General features: G+C 45.0%; 16 protein-coding genes and 1 pseudogene. 13 read left to right on the top strand and 4 right to left on the bottom strand.

Annotation, left to right across the window (positions count from 1 at the left end):
* The first annotated feature begins 152 nt into the window (after positions 1–152).
* From ald to FGG79_RS11710, 3 genes are all read left to right on the top strand, one after another.
* On the top strand, positions 153–1,271 hold the full coding sequence (gene ald, locus FGG79_RS11720) for an alanine dehydrogenase (protein WP_138778484.1): 1,119 nt from the start codon (positions 153–155) through the stop codon (positions 1,269–1,271).
* A gap of 335 nt (positions 1,272–1,606) precedes the next feature.
* A complete protein-coding gene (locus FGG79_RS11715; protein ID WP_138778482.1) occupies positions 1,607–2,287 on the top strand; it encodes a metal-dependent hydrolase in 681 nt (226 codons plus the stop codon).
* Between the two features lie 104 nt (positions 2,288–2,391).
* On the top strand, positions 2,392–2,634 hold the full coding sequence (locus tag FGG79_RS11710; RefSeq protein ID WP_138778480.1) for a hypothetical protein: 243 nt from the start codon (positions 2,392–2,394) through the stop codon (positions 2,632–2,634).
* A 208-nt stretch (positions 2,635–2,842) separates the two neighbouring features.
* On the opposite strand, the gene FGG79_RS11705 is transcribed toward FGG79_RS11710, so the two are convergent.
* Entirely contained in the window at positions 2,843–3,604 is a 762-nt protein-coding gene (locus FGG79_RS11705) for an SDR family oxidoreductase (protein ID WP_138778478.1), read from the bottom strand.
* Positions 3,605–4,023: 419 nt separating this feature from the next.
* Here FGG79_RS11705 and FGG79_RS11700 point away from each other — a divergent pair, with 419 nt between their 5' ends.
* Entirely contained in the window at positions 4,024–5,343 is a 1,320-nt protein-coding gene (locus FGG79_RS11700) for a CBS domain-containing protein (RefSeq protein ID WP_138778476.1), read from the top strand.
* Positions 5,344–5,732: 389 nt separating this feature from the next.
* On the opposite strand, the gene FGG79_RS11695 is transcribed toward FGG79_RS11700, so the two are convergent.
* Positions 5,733–6,038, bottom strand: a complete 306-nt coding sequence (locus tag FGG79_RS11695; RefSeq protein ID WP_138778475.1) for a YtpI family protein — start codon at positions 6,036–6,038, stop codon at positions 5,733–5,735.
* Between the two features lie 94 nt (positions 6,039–6,132).
* Here FGG79_RS11695 and FGG79_RS11690 point away from each other — a divergent pair, with 94 nt between their 5' ends.
* From FGG79_RS11690 to FGG79_RS11670, 5 genes are all read left to right on the top strand, one after another.
* Positions 6,133–7,074, top strand: a complete 942-nt coding sequence (locus FGG79_RS11690) for a DHH family phosphoesterase (protein WP_138778474.1) — start codon at positions 6,133–6,135, stop codon at positions 7,072–7,074.
* 492 nt (positions 7,075–7,566) lie between these two features.
* The gene (locus FGG79_RS11685) at positions 7,567–7,821 is read left to right on the top strand and encodes a heterocycloanthracin/sonorensin family bacteriocin (RefSeq protein WP_138778874.1); all 255 of its coding nucleotides are present in this window, start codon (positions 7,567–7,569) and stop codon (positions 7,819–7,821) included.
* 148 nt (positions 7,822–7,969) lie between these two features.
* The gene (locus tag FGG79_RS11680) at positions 7,970–9,874 is read left to right on the top strand and encodes a putative thiazole-containing bacteriocin maturation protein (RefSeq protein WP_138778472.1); all 1,905 of its coding nucleotides are present in this window, start codon (positions 7,970–7,972) and stop codon (positions 9,872–9,874) included.
* Complete coding sequence (locus FGG79_RS11675; RefSeq protein ID WP_138778470.1) at positions 9,874–11,820, top strand: TOMM precursor leader peptide-binding protein; 1,947 nt, start codon at positions 9,874–9,876, stop codon at positions 11,818–11,820. Before FGG79_RS11680 ends, FGG79_RS11675 begins: the two co-directional genes overlap by 1 nt.
* 20 nt (positions 11,821–11,840) lie before the next feature.
* A complete protein-coding gene (locus tag FGG79_RS11670; protein WP_138778468.1) occupies positions 11,841–13,418 on the top strand; it encodes a SagB family peptide dehydrogenase in 1,578 nt (525 codons plus the stop codon).
* A 352-nt stretch (positions 13,419–13,770) separates the two neighbouring features.
* On the opposite strand, the gene FGG79_RS11665 is transcribed toward FGG79_RS11670, so the two are convergent.
* Entirely contained in the window at positions 13,771–14,340 is a 570-nt protein-coding gene (locus FGG79_RS11665) for a dienelactone hydrolase family protein (protein WP_138778466.1), read from the bottom strand.
* Positions 14,341–14,508: 168 nt separating this feature from the next.
* Here FGG79_RS11665 and FGG79_RS22140 point away from each other — a divergent pair.
* A pseudogene (locus tag FGG79_RS22140) lies at positions 14,509–14,643 on the top strand (metallothiol transferase FosB); the annotation flags it as partial.
* 100 nt (positions 14,644–14,743) lie between these two features.
* Here the strand turns inward: FGG79_RS22140 and FGG79_RS11655 are convergent.
* A complete protein-coding gene (locus tag FGG79_RS11655; protein ID WP_138778464.1) occupies positions 14,744–15,106 on the bottom strand; it encodes a hypothetical protein in 363 nt (120 codons plus the stop codon).
* A 115-nt stretch (positions 15,107–15,221) separates the two neighbouring features.
* Between FGG79_RS11655 and FGG79_RS11650 the strand changes: the two genes are divergently transcribed.
* The 3 genes from FGG79_RS11650 (at position 15,222) to FGG79_RS22135 (ending at position 17,047) form a co-directional block, all read left to right on the top strand.
* Positions 15,222–15,845 carry a class I SAM-dependent methyltransferase gene (locus FGG79_RS11650; protein WP_138778461.1) on the top strand — a complete coding sequence of 208 codons (624 nt, stop codon included), beginning with the start codon at positions 15,222–15,224 and terminating at the stop codon, positions 15,843–15,845.
* Positions 15,846–15,888: 43 nt separating this feature from the next.
* Positions 15,889–16,620, top strand: coding sequence for a GNAT family N-acetyltransferase (locus tag FGG79_RS11645; RefSeq protein ID WP_138778459.1), 732 nt, complete (start codon positions 15,889–15,891; stop codon positions 16,618–16,620).
* 229 nt (positions 16,621–16,849) lie between these two features.
* The gene (locus FGG79_RS22135) at positions 16,850–17,047 is read left to right on the top strand and encodes a hypothetical protein (protein ID WP_240794259.1); all 198 of its coding nucleotides are present in this window, start codon (positions 16,850–16,852) and stop codon (positions 17,045–17,047) included.
* Positions 17,048–17,076 lie beyond the last annotated feature (29 nt).

The raw sequence follows: 17,076 nt of genomic DNA, 5'->3' as shown, positions 1-17,076 counted from the left end.
TCGAAAAAAATAGAGATATTTCCTTATTTATTTGTTAGAATGTAAGTGCTTACAGGGTGAGTAATTGCCCTTCGCTATTATATATGAATAGTGTTATATTTAGGAAGTGAATGCTCCAAGGAGCAATAGTGCATTTAGGAGGTTGGCTTAGTATGCGTATTGGTGTACCAACGGAAATTAAAAACAACGAAAATCGTGTGGCTATGACCCCGGCTGGTGTTGTGAATCTTGTTCAATTCGGACATGAGGTTTACATTGAAGCAGGAGCAGGAATGGGTTCAGGTTTCACAGACGAAGATTACAAAGCAGCAGGCGGACACATCGTCGATTCTGCAGCGGAAGCATGGTCCATGGACATGGTCATGAAGGTAAAAGAGCCACTTTCAAGTGAGTACTCTTATTTCCGCGAGGGGCTTATCTTATTTACATATTTACATCTTGCTCCAGAACCGGAATTAACGAAAGCGTTAATTGATAATAAAGTGATCGGAATCGCGTACGAAACGGTTGAACTGAATCGTGCCCTTCCATTATTGACTCCGATGAGTGAAGTGGCTGGACGTATGGCGACTCAAATCGGTGCACAGTTCTTAGAGAAGATCCACGGTGGGAAAGGTGTATTACTTTCAGGTGTACCAGGTGTTCGCCGTAGTAAAGTAACGATCATCGGTGGAGGAGTTGCTGGTACGAATGCCGCGAAAATGGCTGTTGGACTTGGTGCCAATGTAACGATCCTTGACCTTAACCCGGATCGCCTTCGTCAGCTTGATGATATCTTCGGAAGTGACGTAACGACACTTATGTCTAACCCGTTAAATATCGAACAAGCTGTTAGAGAAGCGGACCTTGTTATCGGAGCTGTACTGATTCCAGGAGCGAAAGCACCTAAATTGGTAACAGAAGACATGATCAAAGCGATGACGCCAGGATCAGTTGTAGTCGATATCGCCATCGACCAAGGTGGAATCTTCGAAACAACAGACCGCATCACAACGCATGACGATCCAACTTACACGAAGCACGGCGTTGTGCACTATGCCGTTGCCAACATGCCTGGTGCCGTACCACGTACGTCTACCATCGCATTAACAAACGTAACAGTACCTTATGCGGTTCAAATCGCAAACAAAGGCTACAAAAAAGCATCCCTAGACAACGAAGCACTATTAAAAGGGATCAACACACTGAACGGATACGTCACATACCAAGCAGTAGCCGAAGCACAAGACGTAGACTACTCAGATACAAAAACACAATTAGAACAACAATAACACCACGAAGCCGACTGCATGAAAATGTTCAGTCGGCTTTTTTTGTATGTGTTTCAGGAAAACGAAGTAGGATATTTGAAGTGACCAAGGATACGCCCTTCAGTTGATTGGAGCGGAAGGTGCTCGACTCCGACGGGAAAAGCGGGAAAGTTGAGACCCCACAGGGCGAAGCCCGAGGAGGCTCAACTCACGCCCCGCGGAAAGCGAGCACCTGCAGCGGAAATCAACCAGCACTCACTCAATTCCGCTTAAAAGTATAAAATTCGGGTATAACATAAAGTAGGATACGAGAATAAGAAAATTGACTAGATAAGTTTATATGGAGGAGATACAAAATGAAGATTTCATATCATGGACATTCAGTAGTGAAAATCGAAACGAATGGTAAAACGATTCTAATCGATCCATTCATCAACGGAAATGAACTGACAGACCTTAATGTGGATGACGAAAAGCCCGATGTCATCATCCTTACACACGGTCACAACGATCACGTAGGGGATACGGTAGAACTCGCGAAAAAAAATGATTCATTGGTCATTGCGAGCCATGAACTTGCGACGTACTTGAGCTGGCAACTTGTGAAAACCCACCCGATGCATGTCGGTGGTGCCTATGAGTTTGACTTCGGTAAAGTGAAAATGACACAAGCATTCCACGGCTCCGGTCTGATTACAGACGGCAATGAAATCATCTATATGGGAATGCCGGCAGGACTTCTCTTAATGATTGAAGGGAAAACAATCTTCCATGCAGGAGACACCGGATTATTCTCAGATATGAAGCTGATCGGGGAACGTCACCCAATCGATCTCGCTTTCCTTCCAATCGGAGATAACTTCACGATGGGACCTGAAGATGCGGCAACTGCTGCAAGCTTCTTAAAAGCGAAGAAAGTCGTGCCAATCCACTACAATACATTCCCGCCAATCAAACAGGATCCACATAAATTTGTCGACATGCTCGAGGATTCTGAAGGACAGGTCATGAATGCAGGAGACGTAATCGAATATTAAGAGATAAGGGTGGTGCGCTTGCATCATCCTTTTTTCTCGTTTTACACAACATATTCTCCTCACCCGCATATACATGATACAAGCCCAGAGAGGAGGAAGAACGTGTGAAACAACGATATATTCTCTGTTTACTCATAACAGGAGCCCTCATATACTACGGAGCTCCCCGCATGTCTATCTTTGCACAAGGCCTCGAAGGAACCTTCGCCATCAGCTGGCTCATCCTCGCCACCTGTGTCATAGCCGGAAACCTTGCAGCCCTGCTTTATACGCCTAAAGGAACAGGAAAGGGTACAAAAGGAAAAACGAAGACAGTGCGGAAGGTGAAATCAAGATCATTTGGATGAGTTTTTTCAAAAGTATATTATTAATCGGTTTTGTAGAAGTGTACCTATGAAGTTGATTGAAGCGAGCATCTGCAGCGAAAATCAACCAGCAGTCTCTTCTTGAAAATCAAAAAGTTCTTCCCGTAATAAAGAATCCGGTAGAAAGCTCACCTTTTCAGTGACCTTTCTATCGGATATTTTTAAAATGATTCAAACTCAAATCACTGAACTATCTTCCGAGCCATCCGCCATCAACGGCTGCTAAATGACCATGTACATAATTGGAAGCATCAGAAGCTAAATAGACCACGGTTCCCTTGAAATCATCCGGATTTCCCCATCGGTCTGCTGGAATTCTATCAAGAATTTGTTTACTTCTTACGGGATCATCAATTAAGGCAGTATTCATGTCTGTAGCAATATAACCTGGAACGATCCCGTTTACATTCACACCCTCTTTTGCCCATTCATTGGAGAGAGCTTTCGTAAGTTGTGCTACACCGCCTTTTGCTGCTGCATAAGCTGGAACGGTCAGTCCTCCTTGGTAAGAAAGAAGAGAAGCGGTGTTAATGATTTTGCCTCCTCCCTGCGCAACCATGTGACGTCCTGCCTCCTGACATAATAACCAGACCACTTTTAAATTAATATTTAGAACATCATCCCAATCGGATTCAGGAAAATCCACGGAAGGCGACCGACGCTGAATACCAGCATTGTTTACTAAAATATCAATTTTCCCAAATGTAGAAATCACACCGGGAATAGCCGATTTCACTTCTTCTACCTTTTCAAGATCACATGGTATAATCGAACATTTTCTACCAAGCTGTTCGATTTGTTCCTTCACATCAGTCGATTCCGGATTCCTTTGAAGTAAGGCAATGTCTGCTCCTGCTTCTGCCAGCGCAATTGCCATAGACTGTCCAATACCACGAGTAGCACCTGTAATGGCTGCTACCTTACCAGTTAAATCAAATAAATTCTTAACCATATGTATCTCTCCTTCTCCCATTAAATTGATCCACAGTTTCCTTAAAGAGGACCTTTTAAATAGTGTATCAAGAAAGAGTCGCAGATTGGGAAAGATTGCGAAAAAAGTGAGTCTGTTACATCTGATTACAAGTCTAGTAACCTCTCATATGATAGAACGTGACCAAACATACTACATCGTTAGGATGAGGTTATTAAAAGAGAAATATTTTATGAGAAATTGATTGTAACGAAGGCTAATGTTGATTGAAGCGAGCACCTGCATCGGAAATCAACCAGCACTCGCTTCATACAAAAGTAACAAAGTTCTTATAACAAGTAGGGCTTTTACTCCCGAGAGCCTCGATTAAATTGAAACACCAAGCTTTTCACATTATAATGAACGTAAGAAGTAGGACGTTACAAAGAAGGGTGAAAAGCTTGGCTACAAAACATGAACAAATACTAGAGTATATTGATACCTTACCTGTCGGTGAAAAAATCTCCGTACGTCAAATTGCGAAAGCATTGGCCGTGAGTGAAGGAACCGCATACAGAGCGATTAAAGACGCCGAAACAAAAGGATATGTCAGCACCATTGAGCGCGTCGGAACGATCCGCATCGAACAGAAGAAAAAAGAAAACATCGAAAAGCTCACCTATGCTGAAGTCGTCAATATCATTGATGGACAAGTACTGGGAGGCCGCTCAGGGTTACACAAAATGCTCAACAAGTTTGTCATTGGAGCCATGAAGCTTGAAGCGATGATGAGATACACGGAAGCCGGGAACTTATTGATCATCGGGAACCGGACCCAGGCCCAGGAACACGCATTACGGGCAGGTGCGGCAGTTCTCATCACAGGGGGATTCGACGCAGACGATCATGTCAAGAAGCTAGCAGACGAACTGGAGCTCCCGATCATCTCCACTTCCTACGACACCTTTACCGTCGCCACCATGATCAACAGAGCCATCTACGATCAGCTTATTAAGAAAGAGATCGTATTAGTGGAAGACATTTTAACAAAAGCTGATGATACGGCTTACCTGGATATCAATGATACGCTTGAGGAATGGTACGAAAAGAATCAGTATACGTTCCACAGCCGTTTCCCAGTCGTCGATCATAACCTGAAGGTACACGGCATGGTCACGTCTAAAGACATAATGGGACAAGAGAAAACCATTGGAATTGATAAAGTCATGACGAAACACCCGATCACGGTCAGCCCGAATACGAGTGTCGCCTCTGCCGCTCATATCATGATCTGGGAAGGGATCGAATTACTGCCTGTCGTTAATGAGCAAAACAAGCTGCAAGGAATCATCAGCCGCCAGGACGTCTTAAAGGCGCTGCAAATGATTCAAAGACAGCCTCAGGTTGGTGAAACAATTGATGATCTTATCAGTAATGGAGTGGAAGTCGCCGCAGAGAAAAAGGGTGATAAAGAAGTCTACCTTTTCGCCGTTACACCACAGATGACAACAGGAATCGGAACCATCTCATACGGAGTGTTCACCACCCTCATGACAGAAGCGGCCAACCGCGCCCTGAAGCCATTCAAAAAAGGGGACCTGGTCATCGAAAACATGACCATCTACTTCATCAAACCGGTCCAAATGGAAAGCACGCTCGAAATTCATCCAAAAGTACTCGACGTCGGACGGAAATTTGGTAAAGTGGATGTAGAGGTTTATAGCGAAGGTGTGTTAATGGGAAAATCCCTCATGATTTGTCAGCTTATTGACCGGCATTAGGGCATTTTATCGATATTGCGCAGAGTAAGGTATCAGATGAAGATAACCCTTATGTTGATTGAAGCGGAAGGTGCTCGACTCCGACGGGAAAAGCGGGAAATTACGAAAAGCGGAGGCGGCTTGCACAGCCCCGACAAGCATAAGATGAATGGGCCTAAGAAGGCGTTTTTTGCCTTCTTGGACCATTTAGCTTATGACCTCGAGGGGCTAGCCGCCGGAGCTAGACAAGTTGAGACCCCGCAGGGCTTTAGCCCGAGGAGGCTCAACTCCCGCCCCGCGGAAAGCGAGCACCTGCAGCGGAAATCAACCAGCACTCGCTCCATAAAAAGCAATAAAGTTTATGAATAACAAAAAAAGACTAGATTGAACATCTAGTCTTTCATGTAACCTTATTGATTATCAAGTTCCTTCGCTTCTCTTTGAGCATAAGGAAGTACATGCTTATACATCTTAAACCCAGCCCAGCAGCTTCCAAGTCCAATCAGAGTGAAAAGGCCACCGATAAAATACGTCAGGGTTGAAGGAAATAAAAACAGCTGATTGAGACCAAACAGCGCAACAAACAATCCAAGGGCAATACTTGCCTTTGCAGATAACCATTTCTTTTCCATAGGTCGTCTACTTCTCACCTGTTTAATCTTATAAAAGACATAAAAAGTGAACGTAACGACAATCAGTAGTGCGAGAAAATACATAATATTAGTCCTCCATCGTTGACATCTCTCGCTACTATTTTACAGATAACCGGACAGAATGCCAAATAAAAATTCCACTACAAAGGAGATTTCCATGAAAGAACAAATCCTGAACCTCATCAAACAATATGAAACGATCATCGTACATAGACATGTCCGACCCGATCCGGACGCATACGGCTCACAGGGTGGACTTGTTGAAATGCTGAAAACCTCTTTCCCGGAGAAAAACATCTACGCAGTAGGGAAAGAAGAAGAGACCCTTCATTACCTAAAGCGCCTCGACGTCATCGAAGATTCTGTATTCGAAGGTGCCCTGATCATCGTCTGTGATACGGCCAACGAAGAACGAATCTGTGACCGTCGCTATAAGCTCGGGGACAAGTTAGTGAAAATCGATCATCATCCAAACGAGGATGCCTACGGGGATCACCTATGGATCGATACATCTGCAAGTTCCGTCAGTGAAATGATCTATGAATTTTACCAATTCGGAGAAGATAAAGGATTGACCCTGCCGGACGAAGGAGCAAGACTCCTGTTTGCCGGGATTGTGGGAGACACGGGAAGATTCTTGTATCCAAGCACGACACAGAAAACCTTTGATATCGCTGGTGAACTGATTCGATTCAACTTTGACCGGAATGAATTATTTAATCGTATGTACGAAGTCGATTCTACCGTTACGAAGCTTCACGGATACGTTCTGCAAAACTTCGAAATCGATGGGGATGGCTGCGGAATGATGGTCATGACGAAGGATATCCTGGAACAATTTGAAGTGGTACCTTCAGAAGCTTCCTTGCTGGTTAGCACGTTAGGCGACATCAAAGGCATGAAAGCATGGGTATTCTTTATTGAAGAAGACGATCAAATCAGAGTCCGTCTCCGCTCGAAAGGACCGATCATCAATACAATCGCCAAGAAATACAATGGCGGTGGACATCCACTGGCGGCTGGTGCTTCGATTTATTCGTGGGAAGAGAAAGAAGAAGTGATGAAAGATTTAAGAGAAGTGTGCAGAAATCATAAATAAGACTTAAGAGGAGCCGGCAGATGCCGGCTCTTTTAGTTGACCGAATCATCCAGATAGGAAACGGCAATCTGAAATGCCTTGATCCTCCGAATTATGTAGGTCCGCTGACCGCTTCCAGACTTCGACTTTTCAGGAAAAGAAGGTCGCGTCAACAGCAAACCCTATATTACCTCTTTTATCCTTTACTAAATCTGCTTTGCTAAAATGCACATGCAGCACATCTGCACCAATCCTTGCCCCCTTCAATCGCTTCTCAAACAATTACGAATTAACTCCGGTCTATTGACTGGAGTATTTTGATGTTCTTTTTTACATCATGTCCCTGCAAAATAGGCTTTTGTATCAGTAACAATACCCAGCAAGATTACATAAATTGTTGAGGATGATTCACATTTACAGTGTTTTTGCCTAAATGACAGAATTTCTTCATGAAAAGCTCCATTTATTGGTCTATATTTTCATTGGGTACTTTGTTTGGGAGGAGTGGTAATGATGAATAATTTTCACAATGAACTTCAAAATTTGTATGTAGGTGATTTCCAGGCAACACAACCTGTTTCCTGGGATCAAAACATGTATGATCCAAATGACGAACGACTTTTCTTTGGAGGTTGTTTTGGCTTTGGATTCTCCTGTTTCTTCAGCTGTTTTGGCTGCGGTGGCTGCGGTGGATGCTTCCGTTGCGGAGGCTGCGGAAGATGTGGTGGATGTGGCGGTTGCGGCAGATGTGGGCGCTGCGGGCGTTAATCCGCTTTTAAAATATCGTTTTCAGATGGATCCCTGTATGAGTCTGTGCAGGGGTCTTTATTTTATACATAAGGGACAAATTGAGATTCATAGGATGGTAATGACTGCCAAAATACATGTGAGATTAGCTGGGCTAAGGAGGAGCGCTATGGAAAAATTGAACCCTTCTATGCGTTTGAAAGTAACGAGGGACATGTTTTACCTACCTGAACCAAACACCGGTGTTTATTTTAGGAATAATCTATGCTCTTTCCATATGGAGGGAAGTGGAATTGACCAATGGGTTGAGAAGCTACTGCCAATGTTCAATGGGGAGTACTCACTTGAGTATTTGACGAATGGACTGCCTGAACCTTATAAAAACAGAGTCATGGAAATGGCAGAGGTATTGCATAGGAATGGATTCGTCCGGGACGTAAGCAGGGACCTGCCCCATGACCTGCCCCAACATGCAGTGGAAAAATTCGCATCACAAATTGAGTTTGTCGATAGTTTGACAGATTCAAGTGCTTCACGGTTTGAAACCTATCGTTATGCAGATGTCCTGGCAGTGGGATCTGGTCCTTTTCTGACGTCAATGGTTTCAGCATTGATTGAATCTGGGTTGTCAAAGCTGCGGGTTCTCGTGACTGATGAGGTACCGACGAACAGAAAAAGGCTCGTGGAACTTGTGGACCATGCCCGCAAGACAGATCCGGAGGTAGAGCTCCTGGAAGTCAGGTTCAGTGAGGGGGGATGGCTGGAGATTCTAAGGCAATACGATGCGATTTTATATGTGACTCAAAACGAAAAACTTGAGGAACTTGATCTGCTGCAGGCGATTTGCAGGACAAATAAGAAGCTTTTTATCCCTGCGATTTGTCACAAACAGAAAGGGATTGCAGGACCGATCATTCATCCTGATTCCGATGCGGGATGGGAATCCGCATGGAGGCGCATCCACACGACCGCCTTGGGAAAAGAAGATGAGCTTCCGGCTGAGTCGGCGGTTCCTGGAGCGATGCTTGCGAATATGATCGTCTTTGAATTATTTAAAGAGATAACCAGGGTGTCAAAATCTGATCAGCGTAACCGGATCTTTCTGCTTAATACAGAAACGCTTGAAGGAAGCTGGCATTCCTTTTTCCCACATCCCTTGGAAACCGGACTTGGGGCTGAACCTGTTCTGAATCTTGAAACCAGGTTGGAACATGTGACAGAAAGGTCTGATCCTGAAAAACTGCTGTATTTCTTTAGTCTGCTCACGTCAAAAGAGACAGGAATCTTTCATGTATGGGAGGAAGGGGATACGAAGCAGCTGCCGCTCGCTCAATGCCGTGTCCAGCCTGTCGACGGACGGTCTGAAGGTCCGGCAGAACTGCTGGATGAGATGGTATTCAATGCTTTGACCCATGCAGAGGCACGCCGCGAAGCAGGGTTAAGGGGAATAGAGAGATACGCCTCAAGATTAGGTGAATTGATCGTACCTCATGAGACAGGTGATCACATGGCGGTCTGCACGGGCGCGACGTTCGTTGAATGCGTGGGCCGCGGCCTGCAGAAGTGTTTGACAGATGAGCTGAGAAAAAGAGAATCTGTTCAAAGGAATATCATTTCCCGTCTTGATCTAGATGAGGTTGAAGATGAAACATGCCGGTTTTATCTAAAGGCTCTGACCACGATGCAGAAGGAACCTGACATCGGGTTAGGGGAAGATTTGTCTGGATTTCCGGTTGTCTATGTTCGCGGAAAGAATGGCTGGTACGGAAATACCGGCTTCACGATCACCATGGCGATGAGGAACTCTCTGCAGCAAGCACTCTTTCAAGCCCAGAACGGTAAGGAAGCTTTCGACGCAAACCCTGTTGCCGTTGTTTTGGAGGGAGAGAATGTGCAGAGAATCTCCTTTCCATCCGGTGCAGACAGGGTCCAGCCTGAAAAGCTGAAAGAAGCAATCAACACCTTGAAAAGGAAGCAGAAACAGGTAGTGGTGTATGAACTGGATATAGAACCCGCTTTTAAACAGGAGCTGGAAGGCGTGTTTAGTGTGCTGCTGCGAGAGGAGGAAGCCTAATGAGTTCTTTCGTAGTGATCGTGGGGGAGGGGATGCTTTCGGACCGTGTTTGTGCCGAACTGTCTGCCCGGTACCCCGTTTTCAGGCAAAAAAGCGTTGAAACGAGACTTCCTGCAAATACAAATTTAGTGTTGGTATTAGATGATTCATGGAATCCTGCTGTCCATCAAATGGCAGAAGAAGTGATGAGGGGGAAGCAGGTTCCTTGGCTGAGAGGCTTCGTTTCGTTTGGAGAGGGGGTCATCGGACCGCTGGTTCAGCCCGAAACACCGGGTTGCTCACAATGTGGCGATCTGCGACGTCTCCTTGGAGGAAAGGAACGACATGAGATGCGGGCGGTACAGGGGAAACTCGCTGAAATTGGTGGAATGACGAAAGATCCGTGGGCTTCGAATACCGGATTAGCGCATATGTCTCACATCATCGCAGCAGAAGCTGTCAGGGTCCTGGAAGGTGCAAAGCCCCATTCAAAAGGACGGGTGTGTTTAACAGAATTGAAAACATTGAACAGTTCCTGGCACTCATTCGTTCCCGACTCGTTTTGCCCGAGCTGCAGCCAGGTTCCGGATGATTCAGCGGAACTAGCCCGTGTGACCCTCAAGTCAAGTCCGAAAATCCGTGCCGGCAGTTTCCGATGTAAGTCCCTGGATGAAATAAAATCTGTTCTTGTAAATGACTATCTGGATAACAGGACCGGACTTTTTAACAGCAAAATGTATGACCTGGTGACGCCGTTTGCCGATGCGAGCGTCAATATGCCGATGCTCTCCGGGGATGAAGGGACGGCGGGAAGGACTCAAGTTTATTCAGACAGCGAACTGACTGCCATCCTTGAAGGGTTGGAGCGTCACTGCGGATTGGAGCCCCGTGGTAAACGGACGGTTGTCCATGACAGCTACCTGAACGTGGAGGAACGTGCACTGAATCCTTTAGAGGTCGGCGTGCACACCGACGAACAGTACGCCATGCCGGGATTCCCATTTGAAAAGTTCGACCCTGACAGGGCAATCGACTGGGTGTGGGGGTACTCACTCATCGAAGAGCGGCCGATTCTCGTTCCTGAGCTCCTTGCATATTACAGTCTGGGCTGCGGTTCGTCCGGTTTTGTCTATGAAACGTCCAACGGTTGTGCCCTTGGCGGAAGCAGGGAGGAAGCGATTTTTTATGGAATCTTGGAGGTAGTCGAACGGGATTCTTTCCTTTTGACCTGGTATGCAGAACTCAACCTGCCGCATCTTGATCCTTTAACAGCAGAGGACGAGGAGCTCGAGTTAATGATTGAACGGATGCGGGCGGTCGCAGGGTATGATCTATATTTATATAACTCCACCATGGAGCACGGAATCCCAAGCGTCTTTGCCATGGCCAAGAACAGGAAGGATACGGGATTGAATCTGATCCTCGCGGCAGGTGCCCATCTTGACCCTGTAAGAGCGGCCAAAAGCGCGATTCAGGAGCTCGCCGGGATGATGCTGAATCTCGATGGAAAATTGGAGAAGAACAAAGCGAAATATGAAAAGATGCTATACGATGATTCCCTCGTAAGGCAGATGGATGATCACGGCATGCTGTACGGATTGCCCCAGGCCGAAGAACGTTTCACCTTTTTACAGGATGACAGCCGGCCTTTACGAAGTTTCCAAGAAGAATTCGATGGGAAGTCTGATCATACCGATTTGACGGATGACCTGAAGGATATTCTTGAAACATTCCGAAGCCGGAACCTTGATGTCATTGTCGTTGACCAAACCGCACCGGAACTGGAAAAGAACGGACTGTCCTGCGTAAAAGTCTTGATTCCCGGCATGCTTCCCATGACATTCGGGCATCATCTTACCCGACTGAAAGGCCTGGAAAGAGTCCTCAACGTCCCGGCGGAACTGGGATATGCCGACCGGTCATTGACATTTGATAAGCTCAATCAAAAACCGCATCCGTTTCCTTAAGGTACGAGGAGGTGAGGAGGATGAGTCTGGAAGAATTTCTGCACAACCTGCAATTTGATATCAATCGGGCCAATCAGCCAAATTGGGAAGTGGACTGGGAAGATGCCCCTCTTCCCTATAAGCTGTATCGGGGATTGCCGACTGTACCATTGTCTACAGAAGTACCGCTGTCACTGCCAGAGGGACAGCCGCCGTTACAACCCGATTTAGAAAGAATCGGTCATTTTCTCTGGTATGTCTACGGCATCTCCGGGATAAGCCAGTCAGTGTATCCTGATGATGCTCAGGAAGCGGGGGCTTACCCCGTCCACTCCAATCGACGGTTTGCTCCATCCGGAGGGGCATTGTATCCGAATGAACTATATATCTATTTAAAGTTGGATGATTTGCCCGATGGAATCTACCATTATGATGCCGCCCACCATCGCCTCGTCTTACTTCGGGAAGGGAATGTCGATTCGTACTTAGAACGGGCACTCGGCAATCGCTGCGAAATCTCATCCTGCTTCGGCACTGCCTTTGTCTCAACAAGATATTGGAAAAACTTCTTTAAATACAATAACTTTTCCTATCGGCTGCAGGGACTGGATGCCGGCGTCCTGATGGGTCAGCTGCTAGAAACGGCCAAACGGTTTGGATTCGAGTCAGGGGTGTATGTTCAATTTCTCGATTCAGCGATCAACCGTTTGCTTGGACTGACCGAGGAAGAAGAAAGCGTCTACACCGTCATCCCTCTTTCGGTTGCTGCAACGAATTGGGCTGGAAACAGGAACGGAATGGAACGGACATTCACCTCTGAAGAATTATGCCGGGAGCTGCCGGCTATTTCTGTAGAACACTATGAAAGGTCTGAAAAGGTTAGAGAGTTTCCTATATTACTGGCGGTGAATGAAGCATCCAAAATAGATTCAACAGGCGATTTTCAAACACTTGGAAAACAACCGGTTTTTAGAAATGGAGAGAAAGAAATCCAGCTGCCAGAGATCGAGTCCTTTCCGTATGATTTTGTTGAAGCATGCAAAAATCGCTATTCCCAGGAAATGGATTTTGTCATGGGGAAGGTTAGTCAGCAAAGGCTTTCGACTTTATTGAAAAAAGCAACACATTCATACTCTTTTAGGAGTGACGTAGAGGAAGTTTTTGACGGCAAAGAACCCCGTGTTTCTATTTTTGGCTGTTTGTATAATGTAGAAGGCATACCAAATGGTGCATACGTATATGACAGTGGCCGCCATTCTTTGCGGGAAATCGGTACCGGAGATTATCGTCTTCAGCTGCAATCAGGTCTGTCACTTGATAACGTCAATTTGCTTCAGGTGCCACTATGTCTTCATATCATTGGGAACAAAGATTCCTATAAAGACACCCTGGGGTACAGAGGCTACAGGATCATGCAAATGGAAGCTGGAATGCTTGTACAGCGCTTGCTATTATCAACGTCTGCCGCCGGGTTTGGTGGACACCCGCTGCTTGGGTTTGATACAACGTTGACTGATGGAATATACAAACTGGATTCTGATAAACAAACAACCTTGATCCAAATTCCAATCGGACATTTTCGGGAGAAGGCTTGGATGAGGGGGAGTTTGCTGAGTTGAAGATGAGGTAGCCAAGGGACCTGTCCCAGTGGTGCTTTCGGTAATCACAGATAAAGAAAATTCGAAACTGCGGCACGATTTTCGAATTTCTCGCATGATTTGATCTGAAACTCGCACGATTATGACGAAAGCCGCATGATTATTCCAAATCCCGCACGTTAATTATAAATCTAGCATGAATCTTCTCTATACCCCTTTTCAAGGGTATGGGATGGAAGTACTGAACAGTTGAAAAAGATTATTTAGAGAAAAAACTTCCAAAAAACGTCCCTCGGGCTGGCCTCGGGACGTTTTTACTGCTTCTTTTTAATCGAAAAGGAAGCACAAGAACAGTCCCCGTGCTTCCAAGTGATTATGCAAGAAAGTCGAGAACCCGCTTGATCACAAGCTTCGTCACGTCAGCATCGTAAGAAGGTATACTGCTGTCGGTGAAGAGATGTTCCTTGCCCTCATACAGAAAAAGTTCAGCGTGATTAGCCGACTCCACAAGTTCACGTGCCGCGTTGATGTCACCATCTTCAACGAAGAATGGATCTGCATTCATGGCATGAATTTGCACAGGCAAGTCGGCGGGCCATGGAGATTCGAACTCCGAGGTTGGGAGGCAGGCATGAAAAAACAGTGCGCCTCTTGAGCCATCACGAGTTTGAGCGAGCTGCTGTGCTGCAGGGACACCGAGTGAAAAACCAGCATAAACGACATCTCGAGAAAGGTCGTCGGCTGCCCGAATGCCACGGGCAGTCACTTCTTCAAATCCGATTTCCTTAACAAATCCTAAGCCTTCCTCCAGTGAGGAAAATATGTTACCTTCAAATAAATCGGGCACATGTACTATATGCCCCGCATCTCTAAGTTGATCGGCGATTGCTTCAATTCCCTTCGTTTTGCCTAAAACATGGTGGAACATCAAGACTTCTGCCATCATTTTCTCCCCCAATTAATAAATTTCGTACTACGCTTTATTTATAGGGTTCGACAAATATCTTGTTTGACCTGCTAGAAGTTCTTCTCTACTGTCTTAGTGGAGAAAGGTAAATAGTTGTTCCTGTGAAAAGTTGTGATAAATGTAAATATTTTTCCAGGTTGAAAGAGAGATAGTCGTGATAAGAAATCGATTTTTTTCACAGATCCTGATGGTCATACATTTGAGTTTCATAGTGGCACCTTACAAGATCGAATAAATTATTATAAGGAAGCTAAACCTTATATGGAATTTTATGAGTAGGAGTGAAGCTATGCCAGGTCAGGGTTCCAAATAATTCACTGGAAGAAAGCAGAGTAATGAAGGCAGAAATCAATATTAAAGAGCAGGTATGCCGGCTCTTTTAATTGACCTCATCATCCAAATAGGAAACAGCTATCTGAAATGCCTTGATCCTCCTCGCAATATAGGTCCGCTGCCCACTCCCAGGCTTTGTCTTCTCAAGAAAGGAAGGAAGCATCAAGAGCAACCCATCCAGCACCTCTTTTGCCGATATTAACTCATCTTGGCTGGCATCCAACTCCTTGCCTTTCCATCGTGCATGAAGAACATCTTCCCCAATCCGGGCTGCTTTCAATCGTTTCTCAAGCAGATTCGTCTGCGGCGTACCTGGTTTCATGCGTGCAAGAGCATTTTCCGATTTACGGATGATGGATCGAAATGCTTCAATAAACTGCTCGTGTTCTTCCTGTGTGAATTGTCCCATGAACCAATCACCTCCATTCCCTAAATTTGAACTATATGTAGTGTACCAAAAATCAATCCCCTACATGGACTTTTGGTATAATGACGACAAAGAAACCTAAATAGGAGTGTGACCGATGGAACAAAACGTCTTTGAAGAAATGGCTAAACGATACGATACAGAAGAGCGAAAGGAACTTGCTCAGATTGTCGTGAAGGAAGTGAAAAAAGAACTGCAGGACAGTCAATCTAAATCCTTACTCGATTATGGGAGCGGTACAGGGCTTGTTAGCTTGGAACTGGCCGATATGGTCGATTCGGTTATGTTAATCGATTCATCGGAGCAGATGTTAGAAGTGGCAAGAGCAAAGATCGCCAAGGGAGGAATCACCAACGCTGAAGTCCTTCATTCCGATTTCACACAGGGAACATCTGACGTGAATGCTGACATTATCCTCATGTCACTCGTCCTTCTCCACATCCCCGATACCCGAAAGATTTTACATGAAATGTTCACAATCCTCAATGAAGGAGGCAAGCTTATCATCGTGGACTTTGACAAAAACGAAGAAATCAGCCACCCAAAGGTTCACAACGGGTTTGTCCATGAAGAGTTGAAAGGCTTACTCTCTGAAGTAGGATTTACTTCTACTGAAATTAAGACATTTTATTATGGAAAGCGCGTGTTCATGAAACAGGATGCTTCGATGTTTATCGCGAGCAGTACGAAGGTAGTGAACAGTGAAAATTCAGGAAACTGAGTTTCATCGAATTTACTGAGGAAGGCTAGAAAGGGGAAAATAGATGGTTCAGAAAGATATGACATATCGAGTATATGCTAATTGGGCTGGTTTTCTTGGATGTGACTATTCAGATCTACTTGTTCCTAATGTGAGGGTATTGCAACATTCCAAGAGTTTAGAAGGATATAACGGTATTTACGCTTTCTCCAATGAAATCTCCTGTATCATCTCCGCACCACCAAAATACGTACCATTGCTAGGCGAAGGGGTAAGGAACCTCAGACCTGACGTAGTATTTGATGCTGAATGGCTAGGTCAATCAATAAATGGAAAATATACTAAACTCATTGGACCAGCATTTCAAGAGTATTTAGAGAATGATTCATTGCTTCAAACATCCTCTTCATCCGTGGTTGAATATAAGAGTGAGCACCACAGAACGTTACTTGAGGAATTGCGTGACTCATGCTCAGAAATCGAGTGGCAACACAGTTCCATTGATGAGCAGAAGAAGCCGATCCTATTGCAGATCCTTAATGGAAAAGTCGTGGCAGCAGGTTCTTGGAGAAGGGGAGAGTCAGGCTTTCTGAGTGTCGGGATTATTACCCATCCTGCTCATAGAGGGAAAGGCCATGGGAAAAAAGTTGTAAATGCCCTCACAAAACGAGGATTAACAGGTGGTGCGATTATGCACTATCAGACGCTTGAATCCAATATACCATCCGTTGCAATAGCTCAGTCTTTAGGATATAAGCGTTTAGGAAGGACGATCGCTATTAGATTGAGTGAATGATTGAGTATTAGAATATAGATGCCACTTTAAGTAGGTGTGATCTAAGATGGATTGCACCTTTATTTATTATAGCCACTTAATTTGAAGTAACGATTAATCGTAATATATGAATTTTAGTACTTACTACTAAAGTATTATAGAAACCTCATACGGATTTATGGCGGACAAATGATTCTTCATTGATATATTGATGGTATTAGAAAGATAAACGATAGTTGGAGGTTTTAACATGCTATTTCATTACCATTTTTGGACTCCCTTTATAGAAGATACGGAGAAATTCTATGTGGAAAATGGATTTCGAATATCACTTCGTACTGGAAAATATCAAGGGGATTTTCAAACATTTAACCCTCCTTTAGGATGGGATGACTTCCGGGAAAAAGATATTACGTTCAGGATTATTGAAGCAAGGAGGGGGCCATAAACATTACGTTTGGGTTTGGGAAAAAAGTG

Origin of the sequence: Bacillus sp. BHET2, assembly GCF_005938125.1 — a bacterium.
Taxonomy (GTDB): Bacteria; Bacillota; Bacilli; order Bacillales; family Bacillaceae_B; genus Rossellomorea.
The sequence above is the reverse complement of the archived record's forward strand: the minus strand, read 5'-3'. Positions and strand labels throughout refer to the sequence as shown.